A 26,820-nucleotide genomic window follows, 5' to 3' on the forward strand; every position below is an offset into this window, starting at 1 on the left:
GGGGCCTGACCATGGGGTTCCTCGCCCTCCTGCCGGCGCTGCTCGGCGCGCTCGGTCCGATCCTCCAGAAGGTGCTGCCCGACGAGGGCCAGCGCCTCCAGGTCCAGCTGGAGCTGCAGAAAGCCCTGATCGAGCAGCAGGACGATCTCGGCCGGGCCATGGCCGAGGTGATGAAGGCGGATGCGGGGTCCGAGAGCCCGCTCGCCCGCAATGCCCGGCCGATCACCGTGCTGTGGGCGTTGGCGATGATCACCTGGGTGGGCGTGGTGGCGCCGATGCTCGGCCTGCAGGTCGAGGTGGTGGCGGCGCTGAAGGGTGTGCCCGCGGAGCTGTGGTCGCTGCTGACCGTCGGGATCGGCGCCTACATGCTGGCCCGCTCGGTCGACAAGATCGTGCCGCAGGTGCTCGGGCCGAAGGGATGAGCCTCGCGGCCGCGGGCGCGCCCCGATGACGGACGAGACCCCGCCCCGGGCCCGGACGGCGCGGCCGGGCCGCGGCGAGCGAAGGACCGGACCCATGGCCGACCATCTGCCCGAATGGATCGGGCGCCTGATCGAGCGCGTCGAGGCCACCGGCCGTCAGATGGACGCGCTCGGGGGCAAGCTCGACCGGATGGACGAGAAGCTGGAGGGTGTGGCCTACCGGCGGGACATCGAGCACTTCGTGGCACGCGACGAGATCGAGCGGCGGATCGACAAGGCGGTGGACGGGGCGAAGGCGGAGGCCGCCAAGGGGCTGGCCGAGGTCGCCGGGCAGGTGCGGGATCTGCGCAAGATCGGCTGGGGGCTGGCCTCGGCGGCGCTGCTGGCCTTCGGGGGGATCGTGCTGGCGAAGATCGGGCTGGCGGGGCGGTGAGCCGGTTCGGTGACCGGAACCGCGCCGCCATCCCGCGCGAAGACCGGGTCTCGACATTCCCCCAGCGACACCACCACGAACCGCCCGGCTCCAGCCGCGGCGGTTTTTTCGTGTCCGGTTTCCAGACGCGGGACGCGCGAGCGACCGGCCCCACACGGCTCGATAATCGCCGCCGGCCATCTTGTCGCCGTGCCATGCTGGGTGTCGGCTCGGCTTACTCGCTGGTGAGATCAGGCGCCCCCCGGCTCCGTGAGAAGATCGGGTCGTAGCGAACCAGAGCGGATCAGCCTCGGGCCGCCCGCCAACCCGGTGCGCTCGCTTCGTCCTCTCTGTAAAGCTATACGCTCGCTCAGAAATTCGATCCCCTCGGCCGCCTTCCTGAGAGCCGGCGATGGGCTGCCTATCCAGCTGGTGCTGCCGTTCTCATAAAGCCGGCCCCACGCGCGTTGCCCGCCCGGCGCAAATATCACGTGAAGCTTATGGTCGAGGCAGTCGTGGACCTTGCAAACGTCAGCCAGCAAGTAGGTTTCGCCGTCCGCCTTGATTTTTCTGGAAGGCTGAGACGGTCCGTTCAATGTGCGGCTATAGGCCGTCACCCACTTCGGCACCGAAGGACTACTCTTCAGCATCGCGTTGTAGGCGCGCTTGTAGGCGGGCTGGTGCAGCAAATGGAACAGGTAGATTTCCTCAGCAGCGGCCGGGCCAACAGCGCCGGCGAGAGCGATGGCGGCGAGGGCTATGCGCATGGGGTAGGAACCCTTCCCGGAGGGACACTCGTTCTTGGCCATCGTGCTTTGGTATGTTCGGCCACTATAGCGCATCTAGGGTTATCAAAAAGGCCAGGATGCCATCAATTCCGCTAGCTGCACACCTTGACGTTGTCGAGCTGCTCCGCTCCATATGCCAGATGGGCGGGGCAGTTGTGCGCGAGCGAATGGGTATGGGAATTGGCGTTGCTCGACTAGCAGCTGGATCCTTGGGCGTGAATTTAGGCAGCGGTCTTAACCCCAGCCGAATGGCTCAGCTATATACTGATGATGAGCCGGACATTCGAGCAGTTGTTAAGGACTTGAGTCCAAGGCAATTAGCGAACGAGCTTATTGCTGCGAGTGTTATCAGCAAGCTATCTTTGCCAGCCCCACGTTCGTTTTTGGTTTTTGCCAAACCAGAGGACGCATTCGGATCGGCTCAGATATCTCACGCCAGCGGATTGAAGATATATTTCGGCAGCGAGTTGTCTTCGCATAAAGATTTCTACACTTTTTTCAATATGGATGCCGCGATGGCATTCAATGCGCTAATCAACTTCCCCGGGTGGGGAACTATGCTGGCCTTCGACGAATGGTTTGCGAACATCGATCGGCATCTAAAAAATTTCATGTATGACGGTGCGACCATCTATCTTTTCGATCACGATAGGGTTTTCACTGGTCCGGCATGGAAACCGTCTGATCTCGTTGCGAACGCAAATCATCAATGCCATCAACTGGTAACAGCCTTACATCAGGCTATGACAAATACTCATCGGAAGGCCGCCAAAGACCTAGCAGACGCCTTTTCGCAGCTTGCGCTAAAGATCGACATTGATGAGGCGCTTATTGAAAGCCATGCCAGCGAAATCGAAAATGGCATTCCTCAGGATCTACCTGCGGTCGAGCAGTTTCTGAAAGCGAGAGTTTCGAACATATCTACGCTCTCTGAACAGAGACTTGCAGCGGGAGGGCCCTTCTAATGTGCGCCCTAATTCTCCCAACAGCTCACACACTCAGGGCAACTTGGGTTCCGCTCCAGTTTTTTCCTGTTCTTGGCTCGCGCGATTGCGTCACTGTGGCCGTAATAGCTATTGACGCCGAAGGAAAGTGCACGGTTCGCAGATCAGAGAACCTAGAGAGATTGATCTGTTTTTTCGGTGCCGCAGGGCGCGAAATGATCAATTTCATCAATTTAGCCATCGACGCTGTTGGCGACGAGGCGAGACATAAAGGTCGTGCCATCTTCGAAGAGCCGGTGAATTTGGGCTCGTCATTCTTGTTCGGAGAGCAAAACTATGGATCCGGATTTGCTCTCGATGATATTGCCGCATCCTGGCTAAATAAGGTGTCGATGCTGCAATCGTCGATGTCACTAGCTGCTGATCAGGCCAAAGACATGCCTGGAGCTGCTGAGGCGATCGCTGCAACGCTGAATCCTGCACGCAAAGAAAAGAAAATCGTTCCAGCCGTCAAGGATGAACTCCGGTCAATAGCCCCGCAGCTGTCGATAAACTTTGAGAAGGAATTTCATTTTAACGATAGAAAGGCCCCGGTAAAACTTAATTACAGCGGCGAGCGCCTAGTCGCGGATTTCGACAGAGTTTCGCCGAAGAACATTGGCGGATCTCTCGAAAGAGTGAGGTCAAAACTCTGGGTCTTGGCCGAGCACAGGGATAGAACTAGGCACGAGGCCCCAAGGTACCACGAAATGCTTGTGGTCCCCACTACGAAGCAGGATGCGATTATAGATCAATCAGATATGCGTATAGTAAATGAAGCCTGCGATGATATCGAGCATGAGGCCGATCGCCGAGAAATAAGGTTTAGGAGATTTTCGTCGACCAGAGATTTGGCCGCGCACATATTTCGGATAGAGTCCGGGCAGCGGCCGGAATTGGTCCATTAATTCATATATGATAGCTGTACGGTGACATCGCGCCGTACAGCTACAATTTTTCACGCCGTACTTCCGGTCCCTCGCCATTCTCGCCGATGAAGATGACGCCGGCGGGCTTGTGAATGACACCTCCTTAGCGCTGGGACTCTACCCCGCCAGCTATGCCCAGCCTCTCGCCCGCCGTCGCCGCCTGGCGTGACCGAATCGAGCGCCTGTCCGAGCGCGCCTCGCCGTGCCGGTATCTCCTGCCGGCGAAATGGGTGGCCATACGGGCGAACACGCTGGTCTTCCTCGACCAGCACGGCGCCGAGGCGCACCGGCTCGGCTGGACCGCGCCGCAACTGTTCGGCGTCCATCCGGAGCACGGCTTCCTGCGCGTTGAGTATGCCGGCGCGTTGATGGTCAACGACAGCAAGGTCGTAAGCGTCGAGCCCGACCGGATCGTGTTCGACCGGTTCTCCGGCTACCGGACGACGCCCGGACAGACCTGAGATCCGCCGATCTGCGAATACGTGTGCCGCGCTCGCTGACGTTCAGCATCATCCTCGGCCGGGTGCTCTGATCTGCCGTCGGTGGAATCGGAACAGAGGGAAGCCTAGGATTGCTGAGGCGGCTTGAGGAGCGATTAGAATGCCAACTCTGAGTCGGCAGGAAGCTGCGGCTGAGATGGTCGACGGTGCAATCGGCGCGTGGTTGGCCGGAAAGCATGCCTGCGCAATTACCCTAGCGGGCGCGGCCGAAGGCGGCATGCCGAAGATCGAGGACTACCGCCCGGCTTTTGAGGTCGCCGTCGCCACTGTGATGAAGTTCGGTCGGTGTAACCGAAAAGAAGCTATCGCTGTCGTCAACACCGGACGTGATTGGCTTAAGCACTACGGCGCCGACAAGCCTGATCAGATCAGCACAGAATTTACCTGGGCCTACGTTCTGAGAGCTTATCTCCATTTCATGACAGTATATCCGGACGCGCATCAAACCGAGAACATGGGCGCGCTACGCTCCAAGATTGATGAAGGCCTTGAGCCTGTGCGAGCGCTCGGAAAGGCTCTTACCAAAAGTCTGCGCCGCTTCGGCGAAACTGTAAGGGGGATGCAGCTTGGACCGATAACCACTCTGGCCGAAGGCGCCGAGGCAAGCGGGGCGAATGCATGCGGCGGCAAACACGCTCAGCTGGACGATAAAGGCGAGCACAAAAACCAGTGAAGGATCTGGCCCGGCCAGCGGTCACAGCCTACTTGAGAGACGCCTGTCTGGGAGTTCGCAGCCAGATGGCGCGGCTGACGATCAGCCCTGCAGGCTCTCAGCGAAGTCGTCCGGCACCTCGCCCCACTGGCCGAGGATCGTGACGCCCTCCAGCTCGCCGGTCTCGTCGTCGGCCACAACCTTCAGCGCCGCCGCACCCGGCATCCGCCTGGCCAGGGTCTCGGCCTTCTCCACGGTACGCCTGCCAGAGCACAGTTCGGACACGCTGACGCTGATTGCCCGTCCGCTCTGGAGTAGGAAGAGCATCGAAGCGGACGTCGCCGTCCCGCTCGCTCCTGACCCTAGGCTGCAGCAGCGCCGGCCGGATCAAACGCAAACATCACTGGCCGGAACGCTGTGACCAGATCAGGGTCCAGCCGTCCCGTCATAGACTGCACGATCCCGTATGCCTCTCCGCCCGGCATCGGTGCCCGATAGGGCCTGCGCTCGATCAGCGCGCCGTAGATGTCGCAGATTGTCACCAGCCGCACCAGATCGGGGATCTCGGGCGCCCGCAGCCCGTCTGGATAGCCTGAACCGTCCAGCATCTCGTGGTGCGAGCGTACGACCTGCAGCATCTCTGGGGAGAAGCCGCTGCCGACCAGCATGTCGTACCCCAACGCCGCATGCGTGCGCATCGCAGCCATCTCTTCGTCGGTGAGCCGACCGGGTTTGTTCAGGATCGCGGTCGAGATCCGGGTCTTACCGACGTCGTGCAGCAGCGCCGCCTTGGTCAGACGGTAGCCATCCAGATCGATGAAACCGAGCTTGCTCGCGAATGCGGCCGCCAGCCCAGTCACGATCAGGCAGTGCCGGTGCGTAGCCTCGTCGAAGCGTTGCACGGCCCCGATCCAATCGCGGATGCCACAATGCTGCACGGCCCGGGCGATCAGGCCGGCGCCCGTGCTCGCCAACTCGGGCGTAACCATCTGGCCGGAGAAGAAGGTTCGGTCGAAGAACTGCCGGGCCTCGTCCGCCATCCGGGCCGCCACGGCGGAGCCGCCGACCTCCTGAAGCCGGTCGATCCGAGCCAGCAACCTCTCGAGCACGGATAGGGCCGGGAGGATATCGGTCGGAGCGAGGAGTCGGGCCTGAGCCTCGGCGCGGGCGGCGTTGCCGTGGGTCAGGAACAGGAAAGGGGCGCCGGCTGCACGCAGCGGCTCCAGCATCCGCTAGAGGCGCGCGATCGCGTCAGCGGTGAGCACGGCGACGTCTCCGACGATCAGGTCGGGTTGCGCCGACGGCACGGCGTCGTCGTGCAGGTCCTGGACGGTGCAGAGCCGGTCCGGTCCGAGGGAACGGGCGAGGCGCACGGTTCGGGCGAGGTCGTCAGAGATCAACAACAGCCTGCCCAAGCCGGCCTCCATGAAATGATCGGTCAGTGCTGCCCCGGCCCTTGGCGGCGGACGCAGCCTAGTGAGAAGGCGGAAACCTCTGCGCTGTATTGGCGCGCCGCTCTCCCGCCGCGAGGAGCTGCCGCAGGACGTCGACAGCGGCGATTTCCTGCGAAGTGATCGCGATCGGCAATCGATCCAGATCGTCGATCACGGCCTCGAATTCACGACACAATTGCTGCAGGCGCTCACCACCTGCGTGCATATGCAAGGGCTCGCGAACCGAGATCTCGATCCTGGGCGAACGCCGCGGCTAGATCTTCGATCACGCGGACGATCTGTCCGGACCCGTCAGGCCGGACCGGAAGGACATCGATCTCGGCCATGGGCACCTCAGGCAGCGCGCACGGTCGCAAGGAAGCGGGCGACCTCGGCGCCGAGATGCTCGGATTGCCGCGACAGCTCTGAGGCCGCCGACAGGACCTGCGAGGCCGCCGCCCCCGTCTCCTCCGAGGCCTGCGCCACGCCGCCGATGTTGCCCGTCACCTCGTTGGTTCCCGCCGAGGCCTGCGCCACGTTGCGCACGATCTCCTGGGTCGCCGCGCCCTGCTGCTCCACCGCCGCTGCGATCGAGGTCGCCACGCTGTCGATCTCCCGGATCCGCCCGGTGATCTCGCCGATCGCCGTCACCGCCTGCGCGGTCACCCCCTGAACCTCGCCGATCTGGCGCGCGATCTCCTCGGTCGCCTTGGCGGTCTGTTCGGCCAGGGCCTTCACCTCGGTGGCCACGACCGCGAAGCCCCGCCCTGCGGCGCCGGCGCGGGCCGCCTCGATCGTGGCGTTGAGCGCCAAGAGGTTGGTCTGGCCGGCGATGCCCGAGATCATCCCGACCATGTCGCCGATCCGCGCCGCGTTCTGGCTGAGCGCCTGGACGAGGTGGGCGGTCTGAGCTGCTTCGCCGACAGCTGCTTGCGCGAGCCCAGCCGAGCCCTGCACCTGCCGGCCGATCTCCTGCACCGACGAGCCGAGCTCCTCTGCGGCGGCCGCGACCGTGTTGACGTTGGTGGCGGCCTCCTCGGCGGCTGCTGCCACGGTGGTCGACTGCGCGGCGGTCTCCTGGGCGGTGGCGGTCATCTGCTGGGCGGTGGCCTGGAGCTCGGTGGCCGAGGACGAGACCATGCCGACGATGCCGCCGACGGCACGCTCGAAGCCGTCGGCGAGCTCGATCATGGTGCGCTTGCGCTCGGCGGCAGCGGCCTCATCGGCGCGGCGCTTCACCTCGGCCTCCTCGGCGGCCTTGCGGGCGACCATGGCCTTGATGCCCTCGACCGCCTTGCCAACGGCGCCGATCTCGTCGCCGCGGCCGGCCTCGCGGATCTCGGCGTCGACCTCCCCGCGGGCCATCCGCTGCAGAACGCCCACCAAGCTACCCAGCGGACGGGTGATGCCGAAGATCACGATAAGAGCGGACAGCAAGACGGCGCCGACGAGGCCCGCCAAGGAGGCGCCGATCAGCACCCCTCGCGCCTTCGTCACGGCCTGCTCGGCGTCGTCGCGCGCCTGCCGCAACTCGGCGTTGAGGACATCGACCCGTGCCTGCACGAACTCCCGCATCTTTTTGCGCGAAGCCGCGGCGTCGATCAGGAGAGCCTTGGTCGCGCCGTCGTTATCGTTCTTCAGGCCGAGAGCGGTTGCCCGATCCTGTGCGGCATAGAACTCCTCCAGGATGGCCTTGAGCGTCTGATTGGCGGCCTTGCGCTCGGGTGTGTCGGCCAAGGAGATCAGGGTCTCGGTGGCCTCCTTAGTAGCCTTCAGCGTGGCGTCGTAGCGAGCCTTGTAGGCGGCCATCTCCGCCTCACGGGTCTCAAGGATGAGATTGCGCGACTGGATAGCGAGTTCGTTGACATGGGATCGCAGGCTCAGGATCCTCTCGAGCCGAACAGCTTGCAGGTCGACGATCATGCGGGTTTGCTTGGCGAGCGCGTCGAGGCATGTAATCGCATAGACCATCAATCCCGCGGCAATGATCGCCATCAAGGCGAGCGGCACGATGGACTTGATGACGATTTTCGAACTGCGCAGCATGAATATACCCTGGACCGACCAATCCCGATGTCACCAAATTAACCGGATTATGTTACTAAAAACCCAATCGTACACGAATTGGGGTGCGTTGTTTTATCTGTAGAATTCATTGAAGGATTGTATTATATTCGATGCGTGTAAATTCGTGCACCGTGGATGTCTCGGGCATTATCGAACAAGTTCAGGCATATTCATGCCCCGCCCTCGGGAGGGAAATCATCCGGATATGACATAATAATCTCGCGCGCCGCCTCGCCCGCCGACTGCCAATCGAGTGGCTGACTCTGCCTGAGGCAAAGTTTCGGCCCCATGTGTCGAGGCGGCGGCACGAAGCTCGCCCCCATCCGGCTTCCGCGCAGCATCGCGGCGACGTACTCGGTTCGCAGGTCCGCGCTCGGCTCAGCCAGCAGGGCGTCGATCCTGCCGGCTAGCTCGGGCTGCCTAGCACGTTCAGGCTCCCGCTATGCGATATGGTGGTGCTTCGCCGCGGTTGTCGCTTCGACTTCGCTCGGCAATGCCGCGACGCGGAGGTCGAACGGCGCAAGGTCCCGATCTTACTCGCGAACGACGAGTTCGGGACGCCGATCGACGGGGCGGCCTAGATCACGTTCAACGACCCGGTCGCGTGCCGGCTCGCCATTTGCTTGCTGCTCGGGCTCGACTTTCCTTGGCCAGGCATCGCCAGAGACCCTCTCGTCCTCTTCGCGGATCCGCTATCGTCGCCGCGGCCCGGCCGGCGCGGCGTCGTCATCGTTCGTTCGTCGCCGGCCGGCCAGCATCTCCTCAAGGTCGATGCGATCCGCCTCGCCGATATGGCCCCTGCCGCCGCTGTCCGCCGGGCGACCCGGATGAAGCTGGATTCGACCGATGACGCGCCAGGAAGCACTCGCAGCACTCACGCCCGCGTCATGCGCGGGACGGCAACCTGCGTTGAACAGCAATCATCGCACTGCCATCTGAGTGCAACTCTGTGATTCGCAGCACTCATATAAATGCGGATTCAACCAACGATAGTTATTGCTAATCAGATTTTCATCTGGAACGATTGTACTTTGAATAATTTCATCATCTATGGATGAAATTTACCACTTAACCCGTTTCACCCGCTCGTATAGTCAATTGACGATGCGAGTTTATGGGAGTGGACAGATCAATGGATAATGGAGCAGTCATCGGAGGAAATGGCCGGCCCGATTACGGCGCGATGACGGCCAACCTAGTGGCGGCGTATGTGTCACACAATCGCGTCGCAACCTCGGAGATGCCGGCGCTGATTACGGCGGTGGCTGCGGCCTTCACTGGCCTTCAAACTTCCGATCAGTCGGTCGTGTCAGGAAGCAGAAGGGTGACATCGGCCCAGATCCAAGCGTCAATCAGACACGAGGCGTTGATCAGCTTCGAGGACGACAAGCCGTACAAGACGATCAAGCGGCATCTGAGAGCGTGCGGCCTGACGCCGGAGACGTACCGGGCTAAGTGGGGCCTGCCAAGCGACTACCCGATGGTGGCCCCTGCCTACGGGGCCGAGCGGTCCAAAATCGCCAAAAGCGTGGCTATGGGTCGATATCGGATCGTTCGCTAAGCGGAAGCGCTCGACAATTCCTGGGACGACTGGGTTGGGTCGGAAGCGGGGTGACCGCTCAGGGTGGACGGGAGATGGTCCGCTTCTGGACTGGAATGAGCCGAGGCGGACGCCGTACTCGCACTCAGCCGCAATGCCAGCCGCTCACGATGGCCTGGATGCGAACATCGCAGCGACGCTGTGTGGAGCCTCCAGGCCAAAGAACCGGGCAAGGTTCCGGGCGGAGGCAGCGGCAATCTCGGCGCTTCGAATAAACATGCTTTGCTCATATGCGGTGAGCGCAAGGCCGATGTGATCGGGCGAGGCAATGATCGCCCTCGCGAGTTCGGCGCCATCGTAGAGGGCGAGGTTCGCGCCTTCGCCCGCGAACGGCGACATCAGGTGCGCCGCATCGCCGACGAGGGTCACACCGGGCACCCGGTCCCATCGGTGGCCGACCGGAAGGGCGTGGATGGGGCGGAGGACGGGATCGTCGTCACCGGTCGTGATGAGTGCGGTCAGGTGCGGGGGCCATCCGGCGAACTCGGCCGCGACGCGGGCCAAAGTAGCTTTGGTGTCGCGAACGTCGATGGCGTCGAACCAGGATGCCGGCCTCTTCAACGCCGTGTAGGTGTGCAGCCGCCCGTCCGCATACCTGTGGGCCAGGATGCCTTGGCCCGGTGCCACAGCCATCAGCGTACCGCCGCCAATCGCCTCCGCACTGGCCGGAAGGCGACTGTCGCCGTCGCGGACCGTCGTCTCGATGAACGATACGCCAGCGTAAGCGGGCGTTGCGCGCGACAGCAAGGGGCGGACCTTCGACCATGCTCCGTCCGCGCCTACGAGCAAGTCGGCGGTGACCGTCGCGCCGTTCGTGAAGTTGACCGTGTGCCGCCCGTCGCCGCAGGCGGTGACCGTAGCCGCCCGGTGGTCCCACTTGATCGTCCCGACGGGGAGCGAGGCGATGAGCAGCCGCCGGAGGACACCTCGATCAATTTCGGGCCGATGGTCCGCCGGGCTGCCGGGTCGGTCGAACAGGATATGGCCGCTTCGATCCACGACGCGTTTGGCGTTTTCACCGTGGCACACGAGGCTGAGGAAGCCGTCGTGAAGTCCCGCGGCCCTCAGGGCGATCTGCCCGGTTGGTTCGTGGATGTCGAGCAGGCCGCCCTGAGCACGCGCATCGACCGACGGCTCCCCCTCGTAGACCGTTGCCGTGATCCCATGGAGATGGAGGATGCGGGCCAGCACGAGGCCACCGGGGCCCGCGCCGAGGATCGTGATCGACTGTCGCATGGGTGCGCTCCCGCGACCGCGTGCGACCGGCGCCTTCAACGGCCAGTCACCACGGTTGCCCGAGATCATCGGGCGATTGCTTCGGAGACGCTGGCCGATCCATGCGAGGAGCGTGGATGACGTGTATTCGATGGCCCTTCGCTGGGCGATCGTTTTTCGCGACACTGAGGAGATTACCTCCGACCAGCCGGCTCGGCAACTCTTCGATACTACGACGAGGACGAACGATCGCTTTCGTGAAGCGGCGGAAGCTATCCGGGCGACTGCATCGGGTCAGACGCGGAAGGGCTGCTCCAGGTTGTTTTCATTCCGTCCGCTTCAGAGCAGAGAAGCATAGAAAGCTGACGTCGGTGGGTGATGCTGCCTGTCCCAAGAAATCAGAAGTTAGCAGCCAACATGTCCCATAACAAAGTTTGACTATGACGTGACAGGCGCAATGACTGCAACTGCCGCTTCGACTTGGCTCTAACGATGTAGTCCATCGAAGCTGGCAACCAGCGCGTCGATGAAAACTCGCACCTTGGCCGACAAGCTGCGGTGGCTTGGGTAGATCGCGTGGATCACAGTCTCGATCGCCTCGGCTGACACCCATGTTCCAGATCATCGCCCGCTTGGCGTCGAGGTTGGTGGTCACGACCAGCAGACGGCGGCCCTTGGCGTGCTCGGCGGCGACGGCGGTGAGCAGGTCAGGCGTGACGTAGCGCCCGACGAGGTCCCGCAGGCGGTCGTCACCGAAGAGCCCGGAACTGAAAAGCACGTTCACGACGCTCGGATTCTTTACCAAGCTTTCAGCGACGCCGCTGGTGTAGATCTCGGTGAGGACCAGGTCGTAGGCCGGGCCGAGGAAGGCGAATGGAGCGATCAGCGCCCCCGTGCTCACACCCGAAACGAGGCTGAATTCTGGGCGGGTGCCGGCGGCGGTCCATCCGTTCATGATGCCCGCCCCGTAAGCACCGTCACCGCCTCCGCCCGACAGGGCGAGATAGGAAAACGGGCGATTGCGTGCCGACGCATTCGACAGCATCGCCGTGAAGGTCTCGACAGATGCGTCGGAGAACGCGCGTGCGCCGGGGATGCCCGCGACCTCGGCCGCGGCGGATTCACCCGCGGCGTAGGGTGTGCGGGGAAGCGAGGCGCATGCTCCGAGTGATCCGACGAGGGCGGACAAAAGGACGGCATAAGCGTGTGATTTGCGCTTTGGGATTGGCATGGGACTGCCTCCGGGTGAACCGGCATCTCGGACGGTGAGGACGGAATGGGACGGCGGGTAACCGATGATCGGGACCCGCAAGTCCATCACGCGGATAGCTATGGCATGGTCAGAGAGTGACGGGGTGTGGCGGCAACGCCGTGCGATTTTTTATATGTATATGTCCAGTATAGTAAACTACCGCAAACAAAAAATACGAGCAAAAACAACAGATCAATCGTCATATCAATAGAAAAAGGGGCACGATGTTTTTCTTGTTTTTTCGCTTTGCCGATCTTGGTTTCATCAATCATCGCGAAATCGCCTTTGAGAGGATCTGCCCCGGACTGCGTGATCCCGCCTTCATCGACACCTCACGGCCATCGGGCGTTCGGAGCCAAACACCCTCATCTCGTCGGAGGTCATGGGCGGGGAACGGGGGTGGGAGACCCCCGGGAATTGGCAAACGGCCGGTCCGTTGATGATCGGGAAGGTCGAACCGGCCGTCGCACCGCGCGATGAGGGCATTCGCGCGATCCGTTGAAGAACTGCATAGGGCGGAGGAGTGCCCTGCGTGGTCCTGGGCGGAAACCTGGCTGATCCCGCTCGCCCTCCTCAGGCCGCCCCCTGCCGTCGAGTTCCGAAGCCGATGTCTTTCGCGAGCCTGGATCGGCGTCGACTGTAGCCGGGTGCGGTCATCGGGTAGCTGGCCGGCGGGCCGAACCGTTCGCGGTATCCGTCCGGTTCGAGCCCGTTGACCCTGAGATGACGCTTGAGGACCTGATAGGTCTTGCCGTCGATGAAGCTGACGACGCCATCCGGCCCGATCGAATTTCGGATGGCCATGGGAGTCATCCTGAGCCGCCCGTCGAGCTCCGGCCGGGGAGTAGGCTGCGGGAAGAGCGACGTCAGGCTTCCATGGACCAGCCTCAGCAGGTCCAGCAGCTCCCTGGCCGGCAAACTGTTATTCGCAACATAGGAGCAGACGAGCGCCACCGTTGATGCCAGAACTTGGTCGTTGATCTTGGTTGCAGTCACGGGCAACTGCGTTCAGGCAAGGAAACGAGATCAGCGTGCGATCAGGGCGGTATGCTCGACAGGTAGACCCCAGCCGAGGCCGAGGCTCTTCTGGAGCGCGACGTAGGCTGTGGTGTAATCGGCTTGCGCCTGGGCGAGGCTCTGTTGGGCCTGGAGGCGCTGGCGCTCGACGTCGAGCACGTCGATGGTGCTGATCGTGCCGGCCGTGTTTCGCTGATCGGTCAGCATCGACGCCTTGCCGGCCGAGGCGCTGGCCCGGGCCAGACGGGCGACGGTGGTGCGTTGATTGCCGTAGCGCGACAGCGAGGTCTCGGCGTCCTGCATCGCTTGCAGGACGGTCTGCTCGTACTGCGCCAATGCCTCGTCGGCGCCCGCCTCGGATTGCCTGATCTGAGCGAGGGTCCGCCCAAAGTCGAGGATGCTCCACGACAGAGTCGGCCCGAGGCTGTAGGTCGAGGCCGCCAGCGAGCCGATGGAGCCGATGTTGGGCGAGACCCAGCCGGCGTTGCCGATGAGGTTCACGCGCGGGAACAGTCGCGCCACGGACTGGCCGATCTGGGCGTTGGCGGCCGCGAGTTGCCGCTCCGCCCGGCGAATGTCCGGCCGCCTCCGGATCATATCGCCGGGATCGCCGATGGCCACCACCCGCGGCGGCATCGGCACGGCCCGGGGTTGTTTGAGCACCGCATCGACGGCACCGGGTTCGCGGGCGACCAGCACCGCGATCTGGTTCAGGGATTGGTCGATCTGCGCCTGAAACTGCGGCGCCTGCGAGGCGGTCGTCTCGAACTGGGTGCGCAGGCGTTCAACGTCGAGCGACGAGGCGGCCCCGCCGGCCAGGCGCTGCTGGCTGAGGCCGACCGCCTCGCGTTGGAGTGTTGCCGCCTGTTGGGTCAATGCAAGGCGTTTCTGGGCGCCGCGCAGGGTCACGTAGGCCTGCGCCACTTCGGCCGCGACCTGCACCTGCGCGTCGGCCACGGCCGCTTCTGCTGCCTCGCCCTGGGCGGCGGCCTGCTCGATGGCGCGCTGCTTGCCGCCGAAGATATCGATCTCCCAGGTGGCGTCGAAACTGGCGTTGTAGAGGTCGATGTTCAGTGACTTCGGCACCGCCCCCCCGGCCGACCCGAGGCCACTTCCGACGAAATCCCTGACCGGCAGCTGGTTGTTCAAGGCGAAGGTATTCGCTGAGATGCTGGGCGCGAGGGCTGCCGTCCTCTGACCGAGCACGGCCCGGGACTGGAGCAGCCGCGCCGATGCGATCCGCACGTTGGTATTGGAGGCGAGGGCCGCCTCGACGAGGTCGCTCAGGACGGGGTCGCCTAAGGTCGTCCACCATCGGGCCGGCGGATCGACGGCAACGGCGTTGCGAACCGCGACGCCGCGCATGAACGGAGCACCCGCCTCGGCGCGTGGCGCCGCGACCGGTGCGCCCCCGTAGTCCGGGCCGACCACGCAGCCGCCGAGGAGGGCTGCCGTCACGGGCAGCATGCCCCGCAGAAGTGTGTTGGGGATCATGGCTGGCTCAATGCATCGCGACCGGGCCGCCCTTGGGCAGCGGGCGCAGGAACAGGACGAGCGGGATGACGACCAGCATGATCACGCCGAAGACGAAGAACAGGTCGGAGAAGGTCATCACCAGGGCCTGGGCGTCGATGATCTGCTTGAAGCCGGCGAGAGCTTGGCGCATGCCGTCGGGTCCGCCGGCACCGCCCATCGCATTCAAGCGGTCCTGCGCCAGGACGGAATTGGCGTTCACGGATTCGAGTAGGCGGTCCGTATGCAGGTCGCTGCGTCGCTCCTGCAGGGTGGTGATCAGGGCCAGGCCGAAGGAGCCGCCGAGGTTGCGGGCTCCGTTGAACAGGCCGGAGGCGTCGTTCGCCTTTTCCGGCGGGACTGAGCTCGTCGCGGCCTGGTTGAGGAACAGCAACGCGAAGCCCTGTCCGACCCCGCGCAGGAGCTGGGAGACCACGAACTGGCCGCCGGCATCCTCGGTTGTGAGGCCGGAATCGAGGAAACAGCTCCAGCCGTAGAAGACCAAGCCAAGGGCTACCGCGATCCGGACGTCGATCACCCGAATGAGGAGGGGGAAGAACGGCAGCATCATCAGGGTCGGGACGCCGGACAGCAGCACGATGTGGCCCGCCTGCTCGGCGTTGTAGCGTGGCACCTGCGAGAGGAACTGGGGAATCAGGTAGAGGATGCCGTAGAGGCCGCCGCCGACGGCGAAGCTCATCAGGAACACGCTGCCGAACGCCCGCGTGCGCAGGATGCTCATGTCGATGACGGGTGCCTTCGCGGTGAACTGCCCGATGGCGAGCAGGACAAACCCGAAGGTCGCAGCGACGCTCAGCGAGACGATGAGGTTCGAGGCGAACCACTGCTCGCGCTGCCCGTCCTCCAGCACCACGGTGAGGCAGCCGAGACCGATGATGAGGCCGAGGATGCCGAACCAGTCGCCTTCGAGCACTTGCGCCGGTTGGGCTTTCTCGTGTGGCAGACCGACAAACAGCAGCACGAGAAGGCCGAGGCCGATGGGGACGTTGATGAAGAACAGGTAGTGCCAACTCGCGTTCTCGGTGAGCCAGCCACCGATGACGGGACCGACGACCGGTCCGAGCACCGCCGTCATGCCGAACAGGGCGACGCCGACGGGCTGCTTGTCCGGCGGCAGACGGGTGGCGACGATGGTGAGCGCCGTCGGGATCATGCCGCCGCCGGCCACCCCCTGGCCGACGCGACCGATGATCATCATGTTGAGGTTTGTCGCCACGCCGCACAGCACCGAGAATCCGACGAACAGGATCGTGCAAGTGACGAGGAAGTTGCGCAGGCCGAAGACGCGTTCGAGCCATCCCGTGAGCGGGATGATGATGATCTCGGCGACAAGGTAGGCCGTCGAGATCCAGGTTCCCTCCGAGCCGCTGGCGCCGACCTCGCCCTGGATGGTCGGCAGGGCCGCGTTGACGATGGAGGTGTCGAGGGTCGCCATCAGCGCGCCTATGGTCCCGGCCGCGACGGCGAGCCAAGCGGCAGCATCGGCCTTGGCCGGTGGGGTGTGGTGTGCGCTCATGGCTTTGCGCCCGCCGAGCGGGAACGGCTGACCTGTCCGCCCGGGCCGACCTGCGCCACAGGCTCCTCGGCCGGCTCCTCGTCTTCCTCCTCCGCGCGAGCGGCGCGGGTGTCGACCGAGACGACGACGGACAGGCCGGGGACCAGCACCTTGCGGGCCTCTGCACCGGCCTTGAAGCGGATGCGCACGGGCACGCGCTGTACGATCTTGGTGAAGTTGCCCGTGGCATTCTCCGGCGGGATCAGCGCGAACTGCGCGCCGGTACCCGGCGAGAAGCTGGCCACGCGCCCCTGCAGATCCCTCCCCGAGAGGGCATCGACCGAAACCGTCACCGGCTGGCCGATCCGCATCAGGCCGATCTGGGTCTCCTTGAAGTTCGCGTCGATGTAGAGGTCGTCGACCGGCACGACGCTCATCAGGCGCGTGCTGGCCTGGACGTACTGGCCGACCCGGGCGGTCAGGTCGCCAACCCGGCCGGCGATGGGGCTCTTGATCGTGGCGTGGCCGATGTCGATGCGGGCTCGGAGCAGCCCGGCGCGGGCCTGATCCACCGCCGCCTTGGCCTGGACCACTGCCGCCTTCAGGGAGTCGACCTGTTTGGTGGCCGACAGCAGCTGCGCCTTGTTGATCTCGACCTGCGCCTCGTTCTGCTCGGCCTGGCTGCGATACTGGTCGAGCTTCTCCACGGTGTCGGCGCCCGACGCGGCGAGCGGCTTGTAGCGCCGGACCTGATCGGACGAGAACTTTGCGGTCACCTGCGAGGCGGACAGTTGCGCCTTGGCTTGGTCGATCTGCGCCTGCTGCCGCGAGAGCTCGGTCTCCGCTCGGGCGACGTCGGCCTGTCGCACGTCGACCAGCGCTTGCTGCTCGGAGAGCCTCGCCTGCGCCTCGCCGTCGTCGATGGTCAGCAGGATCTGACCGGCAGCCACGACTTGGTTCGCCGACACCGGCAGTGAGGAAACGTACCCCGAGACCTGGGGCGAGACCGTCACTTGATCGGCCTTGACGTAGGCGTTGTTGGTTTCCTGGATGAAGCGCCCGACGGTCCAGTACCGCCATCCCCAGACTCCACCGCCGACGAGGACCGCGATCACGATCACGACGAGAAGCACCTTCACCCAGGTCTTCTTCAGCGGCGAAGACGCCTTCGCGTCTCCGTCCTCAACTCCGTCGCCTTTGGCCTCCGGTGTCCGTCGTTTCTGATCCCGGCTTCTGCGGTCCTGGCTCGATCCACGGGCGTCGTCCTCACGCCGTTGGTTGTCGTCCGCCGATCCCGACCCCGTGTCCCGTTCGCTTTCGGCCATCGCGTTGCCAGTCTCGGATCGCAGTTAAATAGTACGGATCCGTTCCTTAGACGGGGAGTCAATTGCGTGCAACCGGCTTTCCCAAATCAGGTGTGCGCATCGCATCACCGGGGATCACCCGATGTGGCATGGGGCTCTTTCTTCGCGGAAAAGCTCCTGATACGTTTCCGCCGGGTAGAAATGGCAACGCATCATGTCGAGTGAAACGACACTGACGAGCGCGCGGCGCCCGGGGCGTCCCGCACGCGGGACTGAGGGCGAGGCGACCCTGCGCATCCTCGACGCCGCAACGCCGATCTTTCTGGCCGAAGGGTTCGAGGCCGCCAGCATTGACAGTATCGTGACTGCCGCGGGGATCTCGAAGAAGACTTTCTACGTCCGCTTCAACTCGAAGGCCGACCTGTTCGAGGCCGTCTTCCTGCGCTTCATTGAGGAGCGCATCCCCGTCATTGAGCGGGAGGCGGGTCATGTCGGATCGGCGAGCGACTGCCTCCACCGGATCGCCCTCGCATCGCTGAAGGTCGCTTTGACGCCGGATGTCATCGCGTTCCAGCGCATCATCACGGCCGAGGCGATACGCTTCCCGCAATTCGCCTTGGTGATGAACGACTTCGGGCAGTCACGGCTTCATTCCCTGATCGAGCGATGCCTCGAACAGGCTGTCGAGGCTGGCGAGATCAAAGTTCCCGATATCCGCTTCGCCGCCGATTGCTTCCTGAACCTGACCATGCGTCCGCCGGTCGACCGAGCAGTCCTGGGGCTGGAACGGGCAGAATTGACACATGTAAAACGGACTGCCCTGAAGCGCACCGTCGAGTTCTTCCTCGAGAGCTGCCGCCCCTGAAGCTTACCAACGAATGAGCTTGTCGTAGTCGGCTCCGAGGGAGGCTGCGGCAGCATCTCCCTCGCGACCGATGTGCCTTGATGCGGGCGTGCGGACATCTCGCCGACTACCGCTGTCCGGTCTGGATCAGTTGCTGCGGGCGGCGTGGCCTTCTCGGCACATCATCAAATCGCTCCCCCGCGCGATCAAGCCTGCCAGCATCCGAATGTCCTCGGGATGACGCGGGCTGGCGGCGATCAGGCTGGCGTCCCGCTTGAGCCGCCGATGACAGCCGCAGGAGGGCAACCCGACGTCCGGCATACACGCATCGTGACGCATGCAGGCGGCGTCGAGCGCATCCACCGGCGCCACGCCTGGGCCGTCGTTCCCTGGACCGCAATAGTGACCGTGGATCAACAACTTAGGCTGCATCGATTGGCCCGGCATCTCCTGGGCGCGGACCGGCGTCACGAGAGAGGCGGCCATCATGGGCAGGAACAGTCCGGCTAAACGAAGGTAGCGCATCGGGTCGCTCAGGTGGATTATCGCATGACGCAAGCATCGTCGGTCGCCAGCTGAACGACTAATAAACGGAATCGTTCCATTTTTTTGGATGTGTCCCTGACAGGCGCGATACCACAGCAGACACGCTTCGCCGTCCGGTGCGTGCCGGTCCTGTGCACGTATGAGCTGGCGGGCCCGCGGTCGCTTGCCGTGGCAAATGATATCCCCTCGCGATACGGAACCGTTCCGTATCCTAAGTGTTCTGGGATGTGCGGCGGCTAGGCGCCGCACCCTGCATGCCCGTCGAGGCCTCTAAACCCTTACGTCCTTTGTAGGACCTAATTCATATGACGATACAAATTCGCCTCATTGCATCAACCCTAGGACTTGGTGTCGCCGGCGTCGGTTCAGCCCAGGCCCGAGTTCCTGACCTCGACGACCCCTCGCTGGGCTCCCTTGCAACCAATACCGGCGCCTTCCTGGCAGCAGCACTGCGCAACGATGCTCGAGGCGCGGCCGGACTTCGTCGAGGTTGGGCTGCGTGAGGGTGGGATATCGTATGGGACGCCTTCCCATCTGCGTGCGGTATCCGACGTCGGTGAGGTACGTTGCTTCGATCCGCAACATGTCTGGCAAAGATCGCGGGATGTTGAACCGGCGTTCCGTCCCGGTCGTGACGCGATCATTCACGGCCTCTCAGCCGATGTTCAGACACGCCCCGCCGAAGAGATACGATGAGCACGTCCGCATCGCCTTGTTCCAAGCGCGCTCGATGACGTTGACGGAGAGTGAGATCGCGGCCCTTTTGAGCGGGCGGGACCTCATCACTCTTATTCCTCCGAGGTCTGGCGAGGATGCGTCCGAATACGGTTGCCGAGCTGCAAGCGAACTCATGAGCCGTTATCTCCTCAGTTGACTGCGATCCATCGAAGATGATGGGGAGATTTTTTACGGCGAAATAACAGAATGCATGATCGGCAGCTGACGGTTCGTCCCGCCGGTCTAGTCTTTGATGAAGATGCTTGAGCATGGACATTGCCGCCGTACCAGCTCAGGCCCCCCACCTCGTTCGTTAGTTCGGCTACCAGCCATCCTTTCTACCGATGGCTGGCAAACATCGGACGCACAAACGTCCCTTGATAAAAGACCGGCTGGACGGTAGTGGGTGGCGATGGGCCTCTCTCCTGCGCAGATTAAGAAAGCTGCTGACCTCAAGCAGAGCCTGCTCGCCGCGGCGGCGCAGATCGCCGCGCAACAGGGCATCCAGGCGCTCACCCTCGACGCAGTCGCGAAGCAAGCCGGAGCGAGCAAGGGGGCGCTACTGCATCATTTCTCGAGTAAGGCCGACTTGCTCGACGCCCTGATGACCGACCTCCTCGATCATTTTAAGGCCGACCTAGAGCGCTATGCAGCGGCCGATCTCAATCCCCGTGGACGACGGGTTCGCGCCGCCATCTACGCCTCCGCGTATTTTGAACAGGACAAGAACCGCCTTGGGGTCGCCATCGCGGCTGCCATGCAGTTCGATCCAACCTTGCTTAACAGGTGGCGTGAGCTGGCCGCTCAATGGCTGGATGAGGATCTAGCCGAAGCCGACCCCGTCAAGGCCAGCATCCTGCGCCTGGTCACGAATGGGTTGTGGGCCTCCGAAACATTCGGGCTCTACCCAATGGATGTCCAACAACGAGCGGCGGTCGTCGAGCGTCTTCTCGCCATGACGCGCTTTTAGCCGCTCAGCCCTTTCTCGCCTATCCAGCCCCTTACGAGCACAGCGATGAACACGGAGCCACGCTTCTCCGCGCCCGAGATCCTGCAGAGCATTGCTGGTGCCGGCCGCGCCTTGTTGAGGCGCCAAAGAGGCGACGGGCATTGGGTTTTCGAGTTGGAGGCGGATGCTACCATCCCGGCCGAGTACGTGCTGCTTGAGCACTACATGGACCGCATCACGCCCGACCGACAGGCCAAAATCGGAGTGTATCTTCGGCGCATTCAGGGCGAACATGGTGGCTGGCCGATGTTCCATGCTGGGGCATTCGACCTCTCTGCCAGCGTAAAGGCCTACTGTGCCCTCAAGGCCATCGGCGACGATCCACAGGCGCCGCACATGATCCGAGCGCGGCAAGCGATCCTCGATCATGGTGGCGCGGAACGCGCCAATGTCTTCACGCGCATTCAGCTTACCTTATTCGGAGCAATCCCTTGGCGCGGCGTGCCGGTCATGCCGGTCGAGGTCATGTACCTGCCCAAGTGGTTCTTCTTCAACATCTGGGCGATGTCGTACTGGGCACGCACCTGCGTCGTCCCGCTCCTCGTCCTACAAGCCCTGCATCCGCGAGCACGCAACCCGCAGGGGCTGAGCTTCGATGAGATTTTCCGTAATTCACCGGAAGATATTTGCGACTGGATCCGCGGCCCTTATCGGTCCCGCTGGGGCGTCGCTTTCAAGTACATCGACACCTTTTTGCGTGTGACCGAGCCAGTGTTATCGAAGATCGCCCGGGGTAAGGCCATTGCCAAGGCGGTTGCCTTCGTGGACGAGCGCCTGAACGGCGAGGATGGTCTGGGCGCGATCTACCCGGCCATGGCCTATGCGCTGATGATGTACGACGTGCTGGGCTACCCCAGGGACGATCCGCGCTGCATCACGATCTGGAAGGCAATCGACAAGTTGCTCGTCGAGAACGAGGATGAAATCTACTGCCAGCCCTGTGTGTCGCCAGTTTGGGACACCAGCCTGTCAGGCCATGCAATGATCGAGGCGTGCCGGAGTGGCGGCGTCGACGCCCAGAAGGACTTGGACGCTGCCTGTGACTGGCTGGTGGCCCGCCAAGTCACCGAGGTGCGAGGCGACTGGGCGGAAACCCGACCGGATCTGCGGCCCGGCGGCTGGGCGTTCCAGTACCGCAATGACCACTATCCTGACGTCGACGACACGGCCGTCGTCGCCATGCTGCTTCACCGCAACGGTCGGCCTGAGCACGCTGAGGCCGTCGAGAAGGCACGGGGCTGGATCGTCGGCATGCAAAGCCGGAACGGCGGCTGGGGGGCCTTCGACGCTGACAACGACCGGGAGTTTCTCAACCATATCCCATTCTCCGATCACGGCGCGCTACTGGATCCGCCCACGGCAGACGTCACGGGACGCTGCGTTTCGCTGCTGGCGCAGCTCGGACGCGAAGAAGACCGTTCGGTCATCGATCGGGCATTGACTTACCTGCGGGCCGAGCAGGAGCCGGATGGCAGTTGGTACGGGCGCTGGGGCACCAACTACATCTACGGAACATGGTCGGTGCTCTGCGCCCTGAACGCTGCCGGGGTGCCCCACGACGATGCGATGGTAAGACGGGCCGTGAACTGGCTGATCTCGATCCAACGCGCCGACGGGGGATGGGGCGAGGACGAGCGCAGCTACGACGTTGGCTGCTACGTTGAAAATGCCGAAAGCCTACCGTCACAGACATCCTGGGCCATGCTGGGCCTGATGGCCGTTGGGCAGGCCGATCATCCGGCCGTCTTAAAAGGCGCAGCCTACCTTCAGAGCAGCCAGGGGGCGCAGGGGGAATGGCAAGAGCGCGCCTACAACGCTGTCGGCTTTCCGCGTGTCTTTTATCTGAAGTACCATGGATACCGTCTTTTCTTTCCCCTGTTTGCCCTGTCGCGTTTCCATAACCTTCAGCGCAGCAACAGTCGGCAGGTGAAGTTCGGTTTTTGAGGGCTCCTCAGACCGCAAGCGGAAGCAGCGAGAGGTCTGCGACTTTGCGCCCTGAGCTACTTCTGTCCGATTGCAACTCATGGCTGCTTTGGGGTTTTGCCTCCAGCGTCTTCTACGGCCGCCTTGGGTCGCCAGCGGCTGCCCGCAGGTGTCACCTAAACGTTCGTTTCCTGGACACGCTCGCCTGCACCGCTAGAGGACCCCTCGGGGTGGGTTCCTGCCTGTCTGCCTTGAGGCGGCGGATGCACCGAAGCGGACATGGCTATGGCGTCCTCACGCGGCCTACGGCAGGATTGTCTCTGTCTCCCTGCCCTTCAGCGCAAACCCTATCGATGATCAGCGCCACCTTCCAATCGGCGGATAGAGCGGATGCAGCCGCCATTGCCTCGCTTCATGCAAAGAGTTGGCAGGACGCCTATCGCTCCATACTAGATCCGAATTTTCTTGCTGGGCCAATCGAAGCTGATCGTCTCACACTTTGGTCCGACAGACTCGCCGATCCAGCACCGTCTTTGATCGTACAGACCGCCCGAGGCTCAGCCCATCAACTGATTGGTTTCATCGCAGCCTTTCGCGATCACGATCCGCGTTGGGGTAGCTGGGTAGATAATCTGCACGTTGCCCCAGAAATGCGAGGCCAAAAGATTGGGGAACGCCTGCTCCGCTCCATGGCGCAAAATCTTGCCTCTCAGGGCACGGATAATGGACTGTACCTATGGGTGTTTGAGGCCAATCAAGCAGGGCTGCGGTTTTACCAAAGGCTTGGCGGTAAAGTGGTAGAGCACGACACCTCGCGGATCCCCGCGGCGAGCGGGAAGACCATCTTGCGAGTTCATTGGCCTACCCTGTCAGCCTTGGCTTGAAATCAGCGACAGGTAGCATCGTAGCCAACCCATTCGAGCGACCACGAACGGCCGCTATTGAGGGCCCCAAATACCGTTCATTTCGACTGGTTTGGGTCGGTATCGGAAGTGCTGCTTAGGGTGGGGAGCAGAAGTCGTCGTGCTGCCGCAAAGCGGACGCGGGTTTAGTAGAGGTGGGTCGTCACGCCGTTGCCTTTGATCCAACGCCCAACGCTCGCTGCATCAGCACGGTATCGACCCATCGGCCGTGCTTGAAGCCGACCGCACTTAGGGTGCCGACGTGCGTAAACCCCGCCTTCCGGTGCAGGGCGATCGAACCAGCGTTCGCGCTGTCGCCGATCACAGCCACCATCTGACGCCAAGGGCCAGCCTCGCAGCGGGCTATCAGCGCGTGGAGCAAAGCCGCTCCCACTCCGCTCCCGTGAAAAGCCTGCGTGACGTAGACCGAGTTCTCGACCGTGTGACGGTATGCGGGGCGAGGTCGATAGGTGGTGGCGTAGGCGTAGCCGATGACCTCATCACCGCTGTTCGCCACGAGGTAAGGCAATCCCACGGTGATGATGGCTTCGCGCCGCTTCGTCATCTCTTCGACGGTAGGTGGCACCTCCTCGAACGTTGCCAGTCCGTGCAGGATATAGGGTGTGTAGATGCGCAGCACCTCCACCACGTCGGACAGCGATCCGTCGCGCACGGTTATCGAGGCTTGTTCGAGGTTCTGCATATGCATCACTCGTCAAAGAAACGAGAGTTATCCGAGCGCACGCCCCGCAGCTTCGTCAAGTCGAGATGCCGCGGAGCGGACGCCCCGAACATCTGAGAAGGGTCGTTTGCAGTCACAGGGGAGCGCGCCTTACTGCGCCGCTCGCCAGCGAGTCCAGTTTCGGTGGGTCTTGCCGATTGCCAAGCCGGCGACCTTCAGGTGCGCCTGCGCGCGGGCGGCGTGCACTACCCACTCCGGGCCAGGAAGCCCGGCGCGCTCGGCGGTCGATGGCTCGGACGTGTAAGCGGCCGGAACGCGCGGGCTGATTTCCAGGCGCGGGCGGGCGCCTCGAGGTGATGGGGCCGTCAGCATAGGACTGGGCCATCGTGGCGGCCCGATCAGGGATAGCCTCATCTACCGTTGGACGGGGCACGACAAACCTATCGCCGTCCGGCGATCGGTAGATCATGTATCATGACGAGGGCGATTCGGAGCGCTTGCCGGAAGGACTCGTCGGTCAAGGCCGGGCCCGCTTGTCCGTCGGCGATTGACAGCATCGACGACCCGATCCGCGCGAAGCGAGCCATCACGGCGTCAACCCGTGCCTCGATTGTCAGGTCGGCGTCAACCTCGTGGTCCAGGGCTCCCAGGCGGTTGAGCGCTGCGTTAACCGTCTCCGCGAGCTTAATGAACTCTTGACCAATATCCTCAAGGACCGTCGCTAACTGGAGTGGCAGGTGGGGCGACGCACACAGCTCGTCCACGAGCGCGGCGTAGAGTGGGAGCGTCGCCTCGCGATAGGTCCGGAAGAACAGGACGCTTCGCGCAGCCGCGGATGGCATTGTCATCTCCTCTGGCTGGAAACTCACTGGAGGACCGGCACCGGCACGTCGGTCGCAGCCGCGCACATAAAGCCGCGCGGGACGTGCAGGCGTGCCCCCGGCCAAGCCGCAAAAGCCGCCTGCGCGATCTGGAGCGTCTGGTCGGTCAGGCGCGCGTAAACCGGCACCAAAGAGCTGCCCTCATATTTCACCGGAAGAGCAAGCGGCTCGGCATCCCAACCCGTCTCCGTGAGGCGTTCAATGAGGGCGGGATGCAACTGAACAAGGAGGCCTTCGAGATCGAGCGCCTCAGCTGCGTAGGCTACGGCGCCGGAAACCACGTTCGAAAAGGCTGTCGCCATGGGCGATTCCCGCATCCGGAGTGCGACCGCGTGGCGTGTCCATTCGTAGATCCGCCGTCCCGTCGGTGCCGGGCGGCCCTGCAGGATTTCGGGGTAGAGATGCGAGAGCAGGTGCGGCCGGGTGGTCGGCAGGAGGCGAGCGTAAGCCAAAATCTCCGTGCCCTTCTCGCCGAGGACGTGAAAGCTGTCCGGCCCGTCGAATCGGTCGCGCTCGCGGCAATCGGCCTGTCGACAGCCCTCCCATCGGAGATGTTCGACGAAGTACGCATGGCGAAAGGCATAGATCCGATTCGCCATCTGCGGATCAGTCGTATCGACATCACCAGATAAAAGCGTGAACATTTTGGCCCCCTTGAAGATAACCATTAAGATCTTCAAGGACAGCCGCGCGGTCTAGCCGTAAAAATGCGGAGTTTCGCAGGTTACAACATCAGTCTATGATTCCGCGACGCAGGGCCTCCGCTACGCTCTGGACGCGACTTACCGCGCCCAGCTTGCGCGCGGCACTGATGAGATACTGCTCGACGGTCCGCCTGGAGAGCGACAGGATCACCGAGATCTCCCAAGCCGTCTTGCCAACCGCGGACCACTTCAGGCACTCAACCTCGCGACCTGTCAGGTGCGCCGCTGCAGGAGGCTTGTCGTCTGCGCTGACCGCCCGGCTCAGGATCGCCCGCGCCGCCAAGAGGGCGTAGATGCCGATCAGGTGCAGCGCGGCGCGCTCGTCGTTTGAGGGCGCGAGCCGTTGCCCGCCGAAGCTGAGGCCCGACTCACCGCCCCCGGCATGATGAAGCGGTACACAGAAGCCTTCTACCAAGCCGAAGGCCCGCGCCTCCTCCAGCACGATCTGACCGTCGCGACCGCCAGGCGTAACGAGCGCCTCGCGCCAGAGGAAAGGATCGACGCTGCGCCGGATGTGCCGGATGACCGGGTCGACCTGAACGAATCGCTCGGCCTGATAGCGTCGCTCCCACTCAGCGGGCCAACCTGAAAGGGTCGCGCAATCGAGAAGATTCTGTGTCGGCGACCTTGGAAGCCGTCCCATCAAGAAGGTGTCGTAGCCGAAAATGCGCCCACTTAATTTCAGCTCTAGAAGGATATCTTCCAGACAATTGGCGCTACGGAGCTTCGCAACGACATCGAATGCGGATTGCGGAAAGCATTTCATCGAAGACGATACCCGATCGGGAAAGCCTCCGCCCAGACGATGAAGTATCGCTAAGATTTATCTCTCGACCGCAGCGTCAGCTAGACAACTGCAGGACTGCCCTCCGGTACGCATTTAGTCTACACAAAGACCTGGACCGGTCCGCATTGGAGATGCGGCGGATTCGCAGGACATGAAGTGCAGGCGTCCTTTACCCAGCCAAATACGCCAACAATGAGCGGACCGATGAGTATGCCGACTCTCA

Annotated in this window: 29 protein-coding genes and 1 pseudogene; 12 read left to right on the top strand and 18 right to left on the bottom strand. The window is 63.2% G+C overall.

Features of this window, described 5'->3' with window-relative positions; all coding sequences use genetic code 11:
* Window positions 1-422 (top strand): 3TM-type holin (locus I53_RS13540; protein ID WP_043351543.1); only part of this gene is annotated, 422 nt, incomplete at its 5' end.
* A 94-nt stretch (window positions 423-516) separates the two neighbouring features.
* The gene (locus I53_RS13545; protein WP_043351545.1) at window positions 517-855 is read left to right on the top strand and encodes a hypothetical protein; all 339 of its coding nucleotides are present in this window, start codon (window positions 517-519) and stop codon (window positions 853-855) included.
* A 230-nt stretch (window positions 856-1,085) separates the two neighbouring features.
* On the opposite strand, the gene I53_RS31275 is transcribed toward I53_RS13545, so the two are convergent.
* Entirely contained in the window at window positions 1,086-1,601 is a 516-nt protein-coding gene (locus tag I53_RS31275; protein WP_187294350.1) for an Ivy family c-type lysozyme inhibitor, read from the bottom strand.
* A 53-nt stretch (window positions 1,602-1,654) separates the two neighbouring features.
* Here I53_RS31275 and I53_RS33205 point away from each other — a divergent pair, with 53 nt between their 5' ends.
* From I53_RS33205 to I53_RS33215, 4 genes are all read left to right on the top strand, one after another.
* Window positions 1,655-2,587 (top strand): hypothetical protein, encoded by a 933-nt coding sequence (locus I53_RS33205; protein WP_148291135.1) that lies wholly within the window; start codon window positions 1,655-1,657, stop codon window positions 2,585-2,587.
* A 194-nt stretch (window positions 2,588-2,781) separates the two neighbouring features.
* A complete protein-coding gene (locus I53_RS33210) occupies window positions 2,782-3,513 on the top strand; it encodes a hypothetical protein (RefSeq protein WP_148291136.1) in 732 nt (243 codons plus the stop codon).
* A 152-nt stretch (window positions 3,514-3,665) separates the two neighbouring features.
* Window positions 3,666-3,995, top strand: coding sequence for a hypothetical protein (locus tag I53_RS13550; protein WP_043351575.1), 330 nt, complete (start codon window positions 3,666-3,668; stop codon window positions 3,993-3,995).
* Between the two features lie 139 nt (window positions 3,996-4,134).
* Window positions 4,135-4,707, top strand: a complete 573-nt coding sequence (locus I53_RS33215) for a hypothetical protein (protein ID WP_148291137.1) — start codon at window positions 4,135-4,137, stop codon at window positions 4,705-4,707.
* An 81-nt stretch (window positions 4,708-4,788) separates the two neighbouring features.
* On the opposite strand, the gene I53_RS13555 is transcribed toward I53_RS33215, so the two are convergent.
* The 5 genes from I53_RS13555 to I53_RS13570 form a co-directional block, all read right to left on the bottom strand.
* Window positions 4,789-5,013, bottom strand: coding sequence for a hypothetical protein (locus I53_RS13555; protein ID WP_043351547.1), 225 nt, complete (start codon window positions 5,011-5,013; stop codon window positions 4,789-4,791).
* A gap of 35 nt (window positions 5,014-5,048) precedes the next feature.
* Complete coding sequence (locus I53_RS13560; RefSeq protein WP_306307438.1) at window positions 5,049-5,915, bottom strand: HD domain-containing phosphohydrolase; 867 nt, start codon at window positions 5,913-5,915, stop codon at window positions 5,049-5,051.
* Between the two features lie 3 nt (window positions 5,916-5,918).
* Window positions 5,919-6,101 (bottom strand): hypothetical protein, encoded by a 183-nt coding sequence (locus I53_RS35900; protein WP_306307439.1) that lies wholly within the window; start codon window positions 6,099-6,101, stop codon window positions 5,919-5,921.
* Between the two features lie 58 nt (window positions 6,102-6,159).
* Complete coding sequence (locus tag I53_RS13565) at window positions 6,160-6,345, bottom strand: hypothetical protein (RefSeq protein WP_043351548.1); 186 nt, start codon at window positions 6,343-6,345, stop codon at window positions 6,160-6,162.
* A 128-nt stretch (window positions 6,346-6,473) separates the two neighbouring features.
* Window positions 6,474-8,165 (bottom strand): methyl-accepting chemotaxis protein, encoded by a 1,692-nt coding sequence (locus I53_RS13570; protein WP_051044801.1) that lies wholly within the window; start codon window positions 8,163-8,165, stop codon window positions 6,474-6,476.
* A 644-nt stretch (window positions 8,166-8,809) separates the two neighbouring features.
* Here I53_RS13570 and I53_RS33220 point away from each other — a divergent pair.
* Window positions 8,810-9,139, top strand: a complete 330-nt coding sequence (locus tag I53_RS33220; RefSeq protein ID WP_148291138.1) for a hypothetical protein — start codon at window positions 8,810-8,812, stop codon at window positions 9,137-9,139.
* Between the two features lie 179 nt (window positions 9,140-9,318).
* A complete protein-coding gene (locus I53_RS13575; RefSeq protein ID WP_251982311.1) occupies window positions 9,319-9,747 on the top strand; it encodes a MucR family transcriptional regulator in 429 nt (142 codons plus the stop codon).
* A gap of 144 nt (window positions 9,748-9,891) precedes the next feature.
* On the opposite strand, the gene I53_RS13580 is transcribed toward I53_RS13575, so the two are convergent.
* From I53_RS13580 to I53_RS13600, 7 genes and pseudogenes are all read right to left on the bottom strand, one after another.
* Window positions 9,892-11,022, bottom strand: a complete 1,131-nt coding sequence (locus I53_RS13580) for an NAD(P)/FAD-dependent oxidoreductase (RefSeq protein WP_043351551.1) — start codon at window positions 11,020-11,022, stop codon at window positions 9,892-9,894.
* A gap of 586 nt (window positions 11,023-11,608) precedes the next feature.
* A pseudogene (locus I53_RS31280) lies at window positions 11,609-12,232 on the bottom strand (patatin-like phospholipase family protein); the annotation flags it as partial.
* A 98-nt stretch (window positions 12,233-12,330) separates the two neighbouring features.
* Entirely contained in the window at window positions 12,331-12,525 is a 195-nt protein-coding gene (locus tag I53_RS33225; protein WP_148291139.1) for a hypothetical protein, read from the bottom strand.
* A gap of 301 nt (window positions 12,526-12,826) precedes the next feature.
* Window positions 12,827-13,249: a MucR family transcriptional regulator gene (locus I53_RS13585; RefSeq protein WP_251982312.1), complete on the bottom strand. Its 423-nt coding sequence runs from the start codon at window positions 13,247-13,249 to the stop codon at window positions 12,827-12,829.
* A gap of 30 nt (window positions 13,250-13,279) precedes the next feature.
* Window positions 13,280-14,764: an efflux transporter outer membrane subunit gene (locus I53_RS13590; protein WP_083683755.1), complete on the bottom strand. Its 1,485-nt coding sequence runs from the start codon at window positions 14,762-14,764 to the stop codon at window positions 13,280-13,282.
* A gap of 7 nt (window positions 14,765-14,771) precedes the next feature.
* The gene (locus tag I53_RS13595) at window positions 14,772-16,319 is read right to left on the bottom strand and encodes an MDR family MFS transporter (RefSeq protein WP_043351555.1); all 1,548 of its coding nucleotides are present in this window, start codon (window positions 16,317-16,319) and stop codon (window positions 14,772-14,774) included.
* The gene (locus I53_RS13600; RefSeq protein WP_210161580.1) at window positions 16,316-17,437 is read right to left on the bottom strand and encodes an HlyD family secretion protein; all 1,122 of its coding nucleotides are present in this window, start codon (window positions 17,435-17,437) and stop codon (window positions 16,316-16,318) included. The genes I53_RS13595 and I53_RS13600 overlap by 4 nt, the downstream gene beginning before the upstream one ends.
* Before the next feature lie 379 nt (window positions 17,438-17,816).
* Between I53_RS13600 and I53_RS13605 the strand changes: the two genes are divergently transcribed.
* Window positions 17,817-18,467, top strand: a complete 651-nt coding sequence (locus I53_RS13605) for a TetR/AcrR family transcriptional regulator (protein ID WP_051044804.1) — start codon at window positions 17,817-17,819, stop codon at window positions 18,465-18,467.
* 126 nt (window positions 18,468-18,593) lie between these two features.
* Here I53_RS13605 and I53_RS13610 read toward each other — a convergent pair whose 3' ends face one another.
* Window positions 18,594-18,971 (bottom strand): hypothetical protein, encoded by a 378-nt coding sequence (locus I53_RS13610; RefSeq protein ID WP_083936051.1) that lies wholly within the window; start codon window positions 18,969-18,971, stop codon window positions 18,594-18,596.
* Window positions 18,972-20,121: 1,150 nt separating this feature from the next.
* Between I53_RS13610 and I53_RS30440 the strand changes: the two genes are divergently transcribed.
* The 3 genes from I53_RS30440 (at window position 20,122) to I53_RS31285 (ending at window position 23,525) form a co-directional block, all read left to right on the top strand.
* Window positions 20,122-20,679, top strand: a complete 558-nt coding sequence (locus tag I53_RS30440; protein ID WP_051044805.1) for a TetR/AcrR family transcriptional regulator — start codon at window positions 20,122-20,124, stop codon at window positions 20,677-20,679.
* 45 nt (window positions 20,680-20,724) lie between these two features.
* Window positions 20,725-22,662 (top strand): squalene--hopene cyclase, encoded by a 1,938-nt coding sequence (shc, locus tag I53_RS13625; RefSeq protein ID WP_043351558.1) that lies wholly within the window; start codon window positions 20,725-20,727, stop codon window positions 22,660-22,662.
* Window positions 22,663-22,994: 332 nt separating this feature from the next.
* The gene (locus I53_RS31285; RefSeq protein WP_075382276.1) at window positions 22,995-23,525 is read left to right on the top strand and encodes an N-acetyltransferase; all 531 of its coding nucleotides are present in this window, start codon (window positions 22,995-22,997) and stop codon (window positions 23,523-23,525) included.
* Between the two features lie 181 nt (window positions 23,526-23,706).
* Here I53_RS31285 and I53_RS13630 read toward each other — a convergent pair whose 3' ends face one another.
* From I53_RS13630 to I53_RS13645, 4 genes are all read right to left on the bottom strand, one after another.
* A complete protein-coding gene (locus I53_RS13630; protein WP_043351586.1) occupies window positions 23,707-24,246 on the bottom strand; it encodes a GNAT family N-acetyltransferase in 540 nt (179 codons plus the stop codon).
* A 419-nt stretch (window positions 24,247-24,665) separates the two neighbouring features.
* Window positions 24,666-25,067, bottom strand: coding sequence for a hypothetical protein (locus tag I53_RS13635; protein WP_043351560.1), 402 nt, complete (start codon window positions 25,065-25,067; stop codon window positions 24,666-24,668).
* A 23-nt stretch (window positions 25,068-25,090) separates the two neighbouring features.
* Complete coding sequence (locus I53_RS13640; RefSeq protein WP_251982313.1) at window positions 25,091-25,774, bottom strand: acyl-homoserine-lactone synthase; 684 nt, start codon at window positions 25,772-25,774, stop codon at window positions 25,091-25,093.
* Window positions 25,775-25,838: 64 nt separating this feature from the next.
* Window positions 25,839-26,576 carry a LuxR family transcriptional regulator gene (locus I53_RS13645; protein ID WP_043351562.1) on the bottom strand — a complete coding sequence of 246 codons (738 nt, stop codon included), beginning with the start codon at window positions 26,574-26,576 and terminating at the stop codon, window positions 25,839-25,841.
* Window positions 26,577-26,820 lie beyond the last annotated feature (244 nt).

This window comes from Methylobacterium sp. B1, from assembly GCF_000333255.1.
Lineage (GTDB): Bacteria > Pseudomonadota > Alphaproteobacteria > Rhizobiales > Beijerinckiaceae > Methylobacterium > Methylobacterium fujisawaense.

Excerpts from the sequence above, each read along its gene's own strand:
- I53_RS13545 (WP_043351545.1), top strand. The coding sequence starts at position 517 with ATGGCCGACCATCTGCCCGAATGGATCGGGCGCCTGATCGAGCGCGTC.
- I53_RS31275 (WP_187294350.1), bottom strand. The coding sequence starts at position 1,601 with ATGCGCATAGCCCTCGCCGCCATCGCTCTCGCCGGCGCTGTTGGCCCG.
- I53_RS33205 (WP_148291135.1), top strand. The coding sequence starts at position 1,655 with ATGTTCGGCCACTATAGCGCATCTAGGGTTATCAAAAAGGCCAGGATG.
- I53_RS33210 (WP_148291136.1), top strand. The coding sequence starts at position 2,782 with ATGATCAATTTCATCAATTTAGCCATCGACGCTGTTGGCGACGAGGCG.
- I53_RS13550 (WP_043351575.1), top strand. The coding sequence starts at position 3,666 with ATGCCCAGCCTCTCGCCCGCCGTCGCCGCCTGGCGTGACCGAATCGAG.
- I53_RS33215 (WP_148291137.1), top strand. The coding sequence starts at position 4,135 with ATGCCAACTCTGAGTCGGCAGGAAGCTGCGGCTGAGATGGTCGACGGT.
- I53_RS13555 (WP_043351547.1), bottom strand. The coding sequence starts at position 5,013 with ATGCTCTTCCTACTCCAGAGCGGACGGGCAATCAGCGTCAGCGTGTCC.
- I53_RS13560 (WP_306307438.1), bottom strand. The coding sequence starts at position 5,915 with ATGCTGGAGCCGCTGCGTGCAGCCGGCGCCCCTTTCCTGTTCCTGACC.
- I53_RS13565 (WP_043351548.1), bottom strand. The coding sequence starts at position 6,345 with ATGCACGCAGGTGGTGAGCGCCTGCAGCAATTGTGTCGTGAATTCGAG.
- I53_RS13570 (WP_051044801.1), bottom strand. The coding sequence starts at position 8,165 with ATGCTGCGCAGTTCGAAAATCGTCATCAAGTCCATCGTGCCGCTCGCC.
- I53_RS13575 (WP_251982311.1), top strand. The coding sequence starts at position 9,319 with ATGGATAATGGAGCAGTCATCGGAGGAAATGGCCGGCCCGATTACGGC.
- I53_RS13580 (WP_043351551.1), bottom strand. The coding sequence starts at position 11,022 with ATGCGACAGTCGATCACGATCCTCGGCGCGGGCCCCGGTGGCCTCGTG.
- I53_RS33225 (WP_148291139.1), bottom strand. The coding sequence starts at position 12,525 with ATGATTGATGAAACCAAGATCGGCAAAGCGAAAAAACAAGAAAAACAT.
- I53_RS13590 (WP_083683755.1), bottom strand. The coding sequence starts at position 14,764 with ATGATCCCCAACACACTTCTGCGGGGCATGCTGCCCGTGACGGCAGCC.
- I53_RS13595 (WP_043351555.1), bottom strand. The coding sequence starts at position 16,319 with ATGAGCGCACACCACACCCCACCGGCCAAGGCCGATGCTGCCGCTTGG.
- I53_RS13605 (WP_051044804.1), top strand. The coding sequence starts at position 17,817 with ATGTCGAGTGAAACGACACTGACGAGCGCGCGGCGCCCGGGGCGTCCC.
- I53_RS13610 (WP_083936051.1), bottom strand. The coding sequence starts at position 18,971 with ATGCGCTACCTTCGTTTAGCCGGACTGTTCCTGCCCATGATGGCCGCC.
- I53_RS30440 (WP_051044805.1), top strand. The coding sequence starts at position 20,122 with ATGGGCCTCTCTCCTGCGCAGATTAAGAAAGCTGCTGACCTCAAGCAG.
- shc (WP_043351558.1), top strand. The coding sequence starts at position 20,725 with ATGAACACGGAGCCACGCTTCTCCGCGCCCGAGATCCTGCAGAGCATT.
- I53_RS31285 (WP_075382276.1), top strand. The coding sequence starts at position 22,995 with ATGATCAGCGCCACCTTCCAATCGGCGGATAGAGCGGATGCAGCCGCC.
- I53_RS13630 (WP_043351586.1), bottom strand. The coding sequence starts at position 24,246 with ATGCAGAACCTCGAACAAGCCTCGATAACCGTGCGCGACGGATCGCTG.
- I53_RS13635 (WP_043351560.1), bottom strand. The coding sequence starts at position 25,067 with ATGCCATCCGCGGCTGCGCGAAGCGTCCTGTTCTTCCGGACCTATCGC.
- I53_RS13640 (WP_251982313.1), bottom strand. The coding sequence starts at position 25,774 with ATGGTTATCTTCAAGGGGGCCAAAATGTTCACGCTTTTATCTGGTGAT.
- I53_RS13645 (WP_043351562.1), bottom strand. The coding sequence starts at position 26,576 with ATGAAATGCTTTCCGCAATCCGCATTCGATGTCGTTGCGAAGCTCCGT.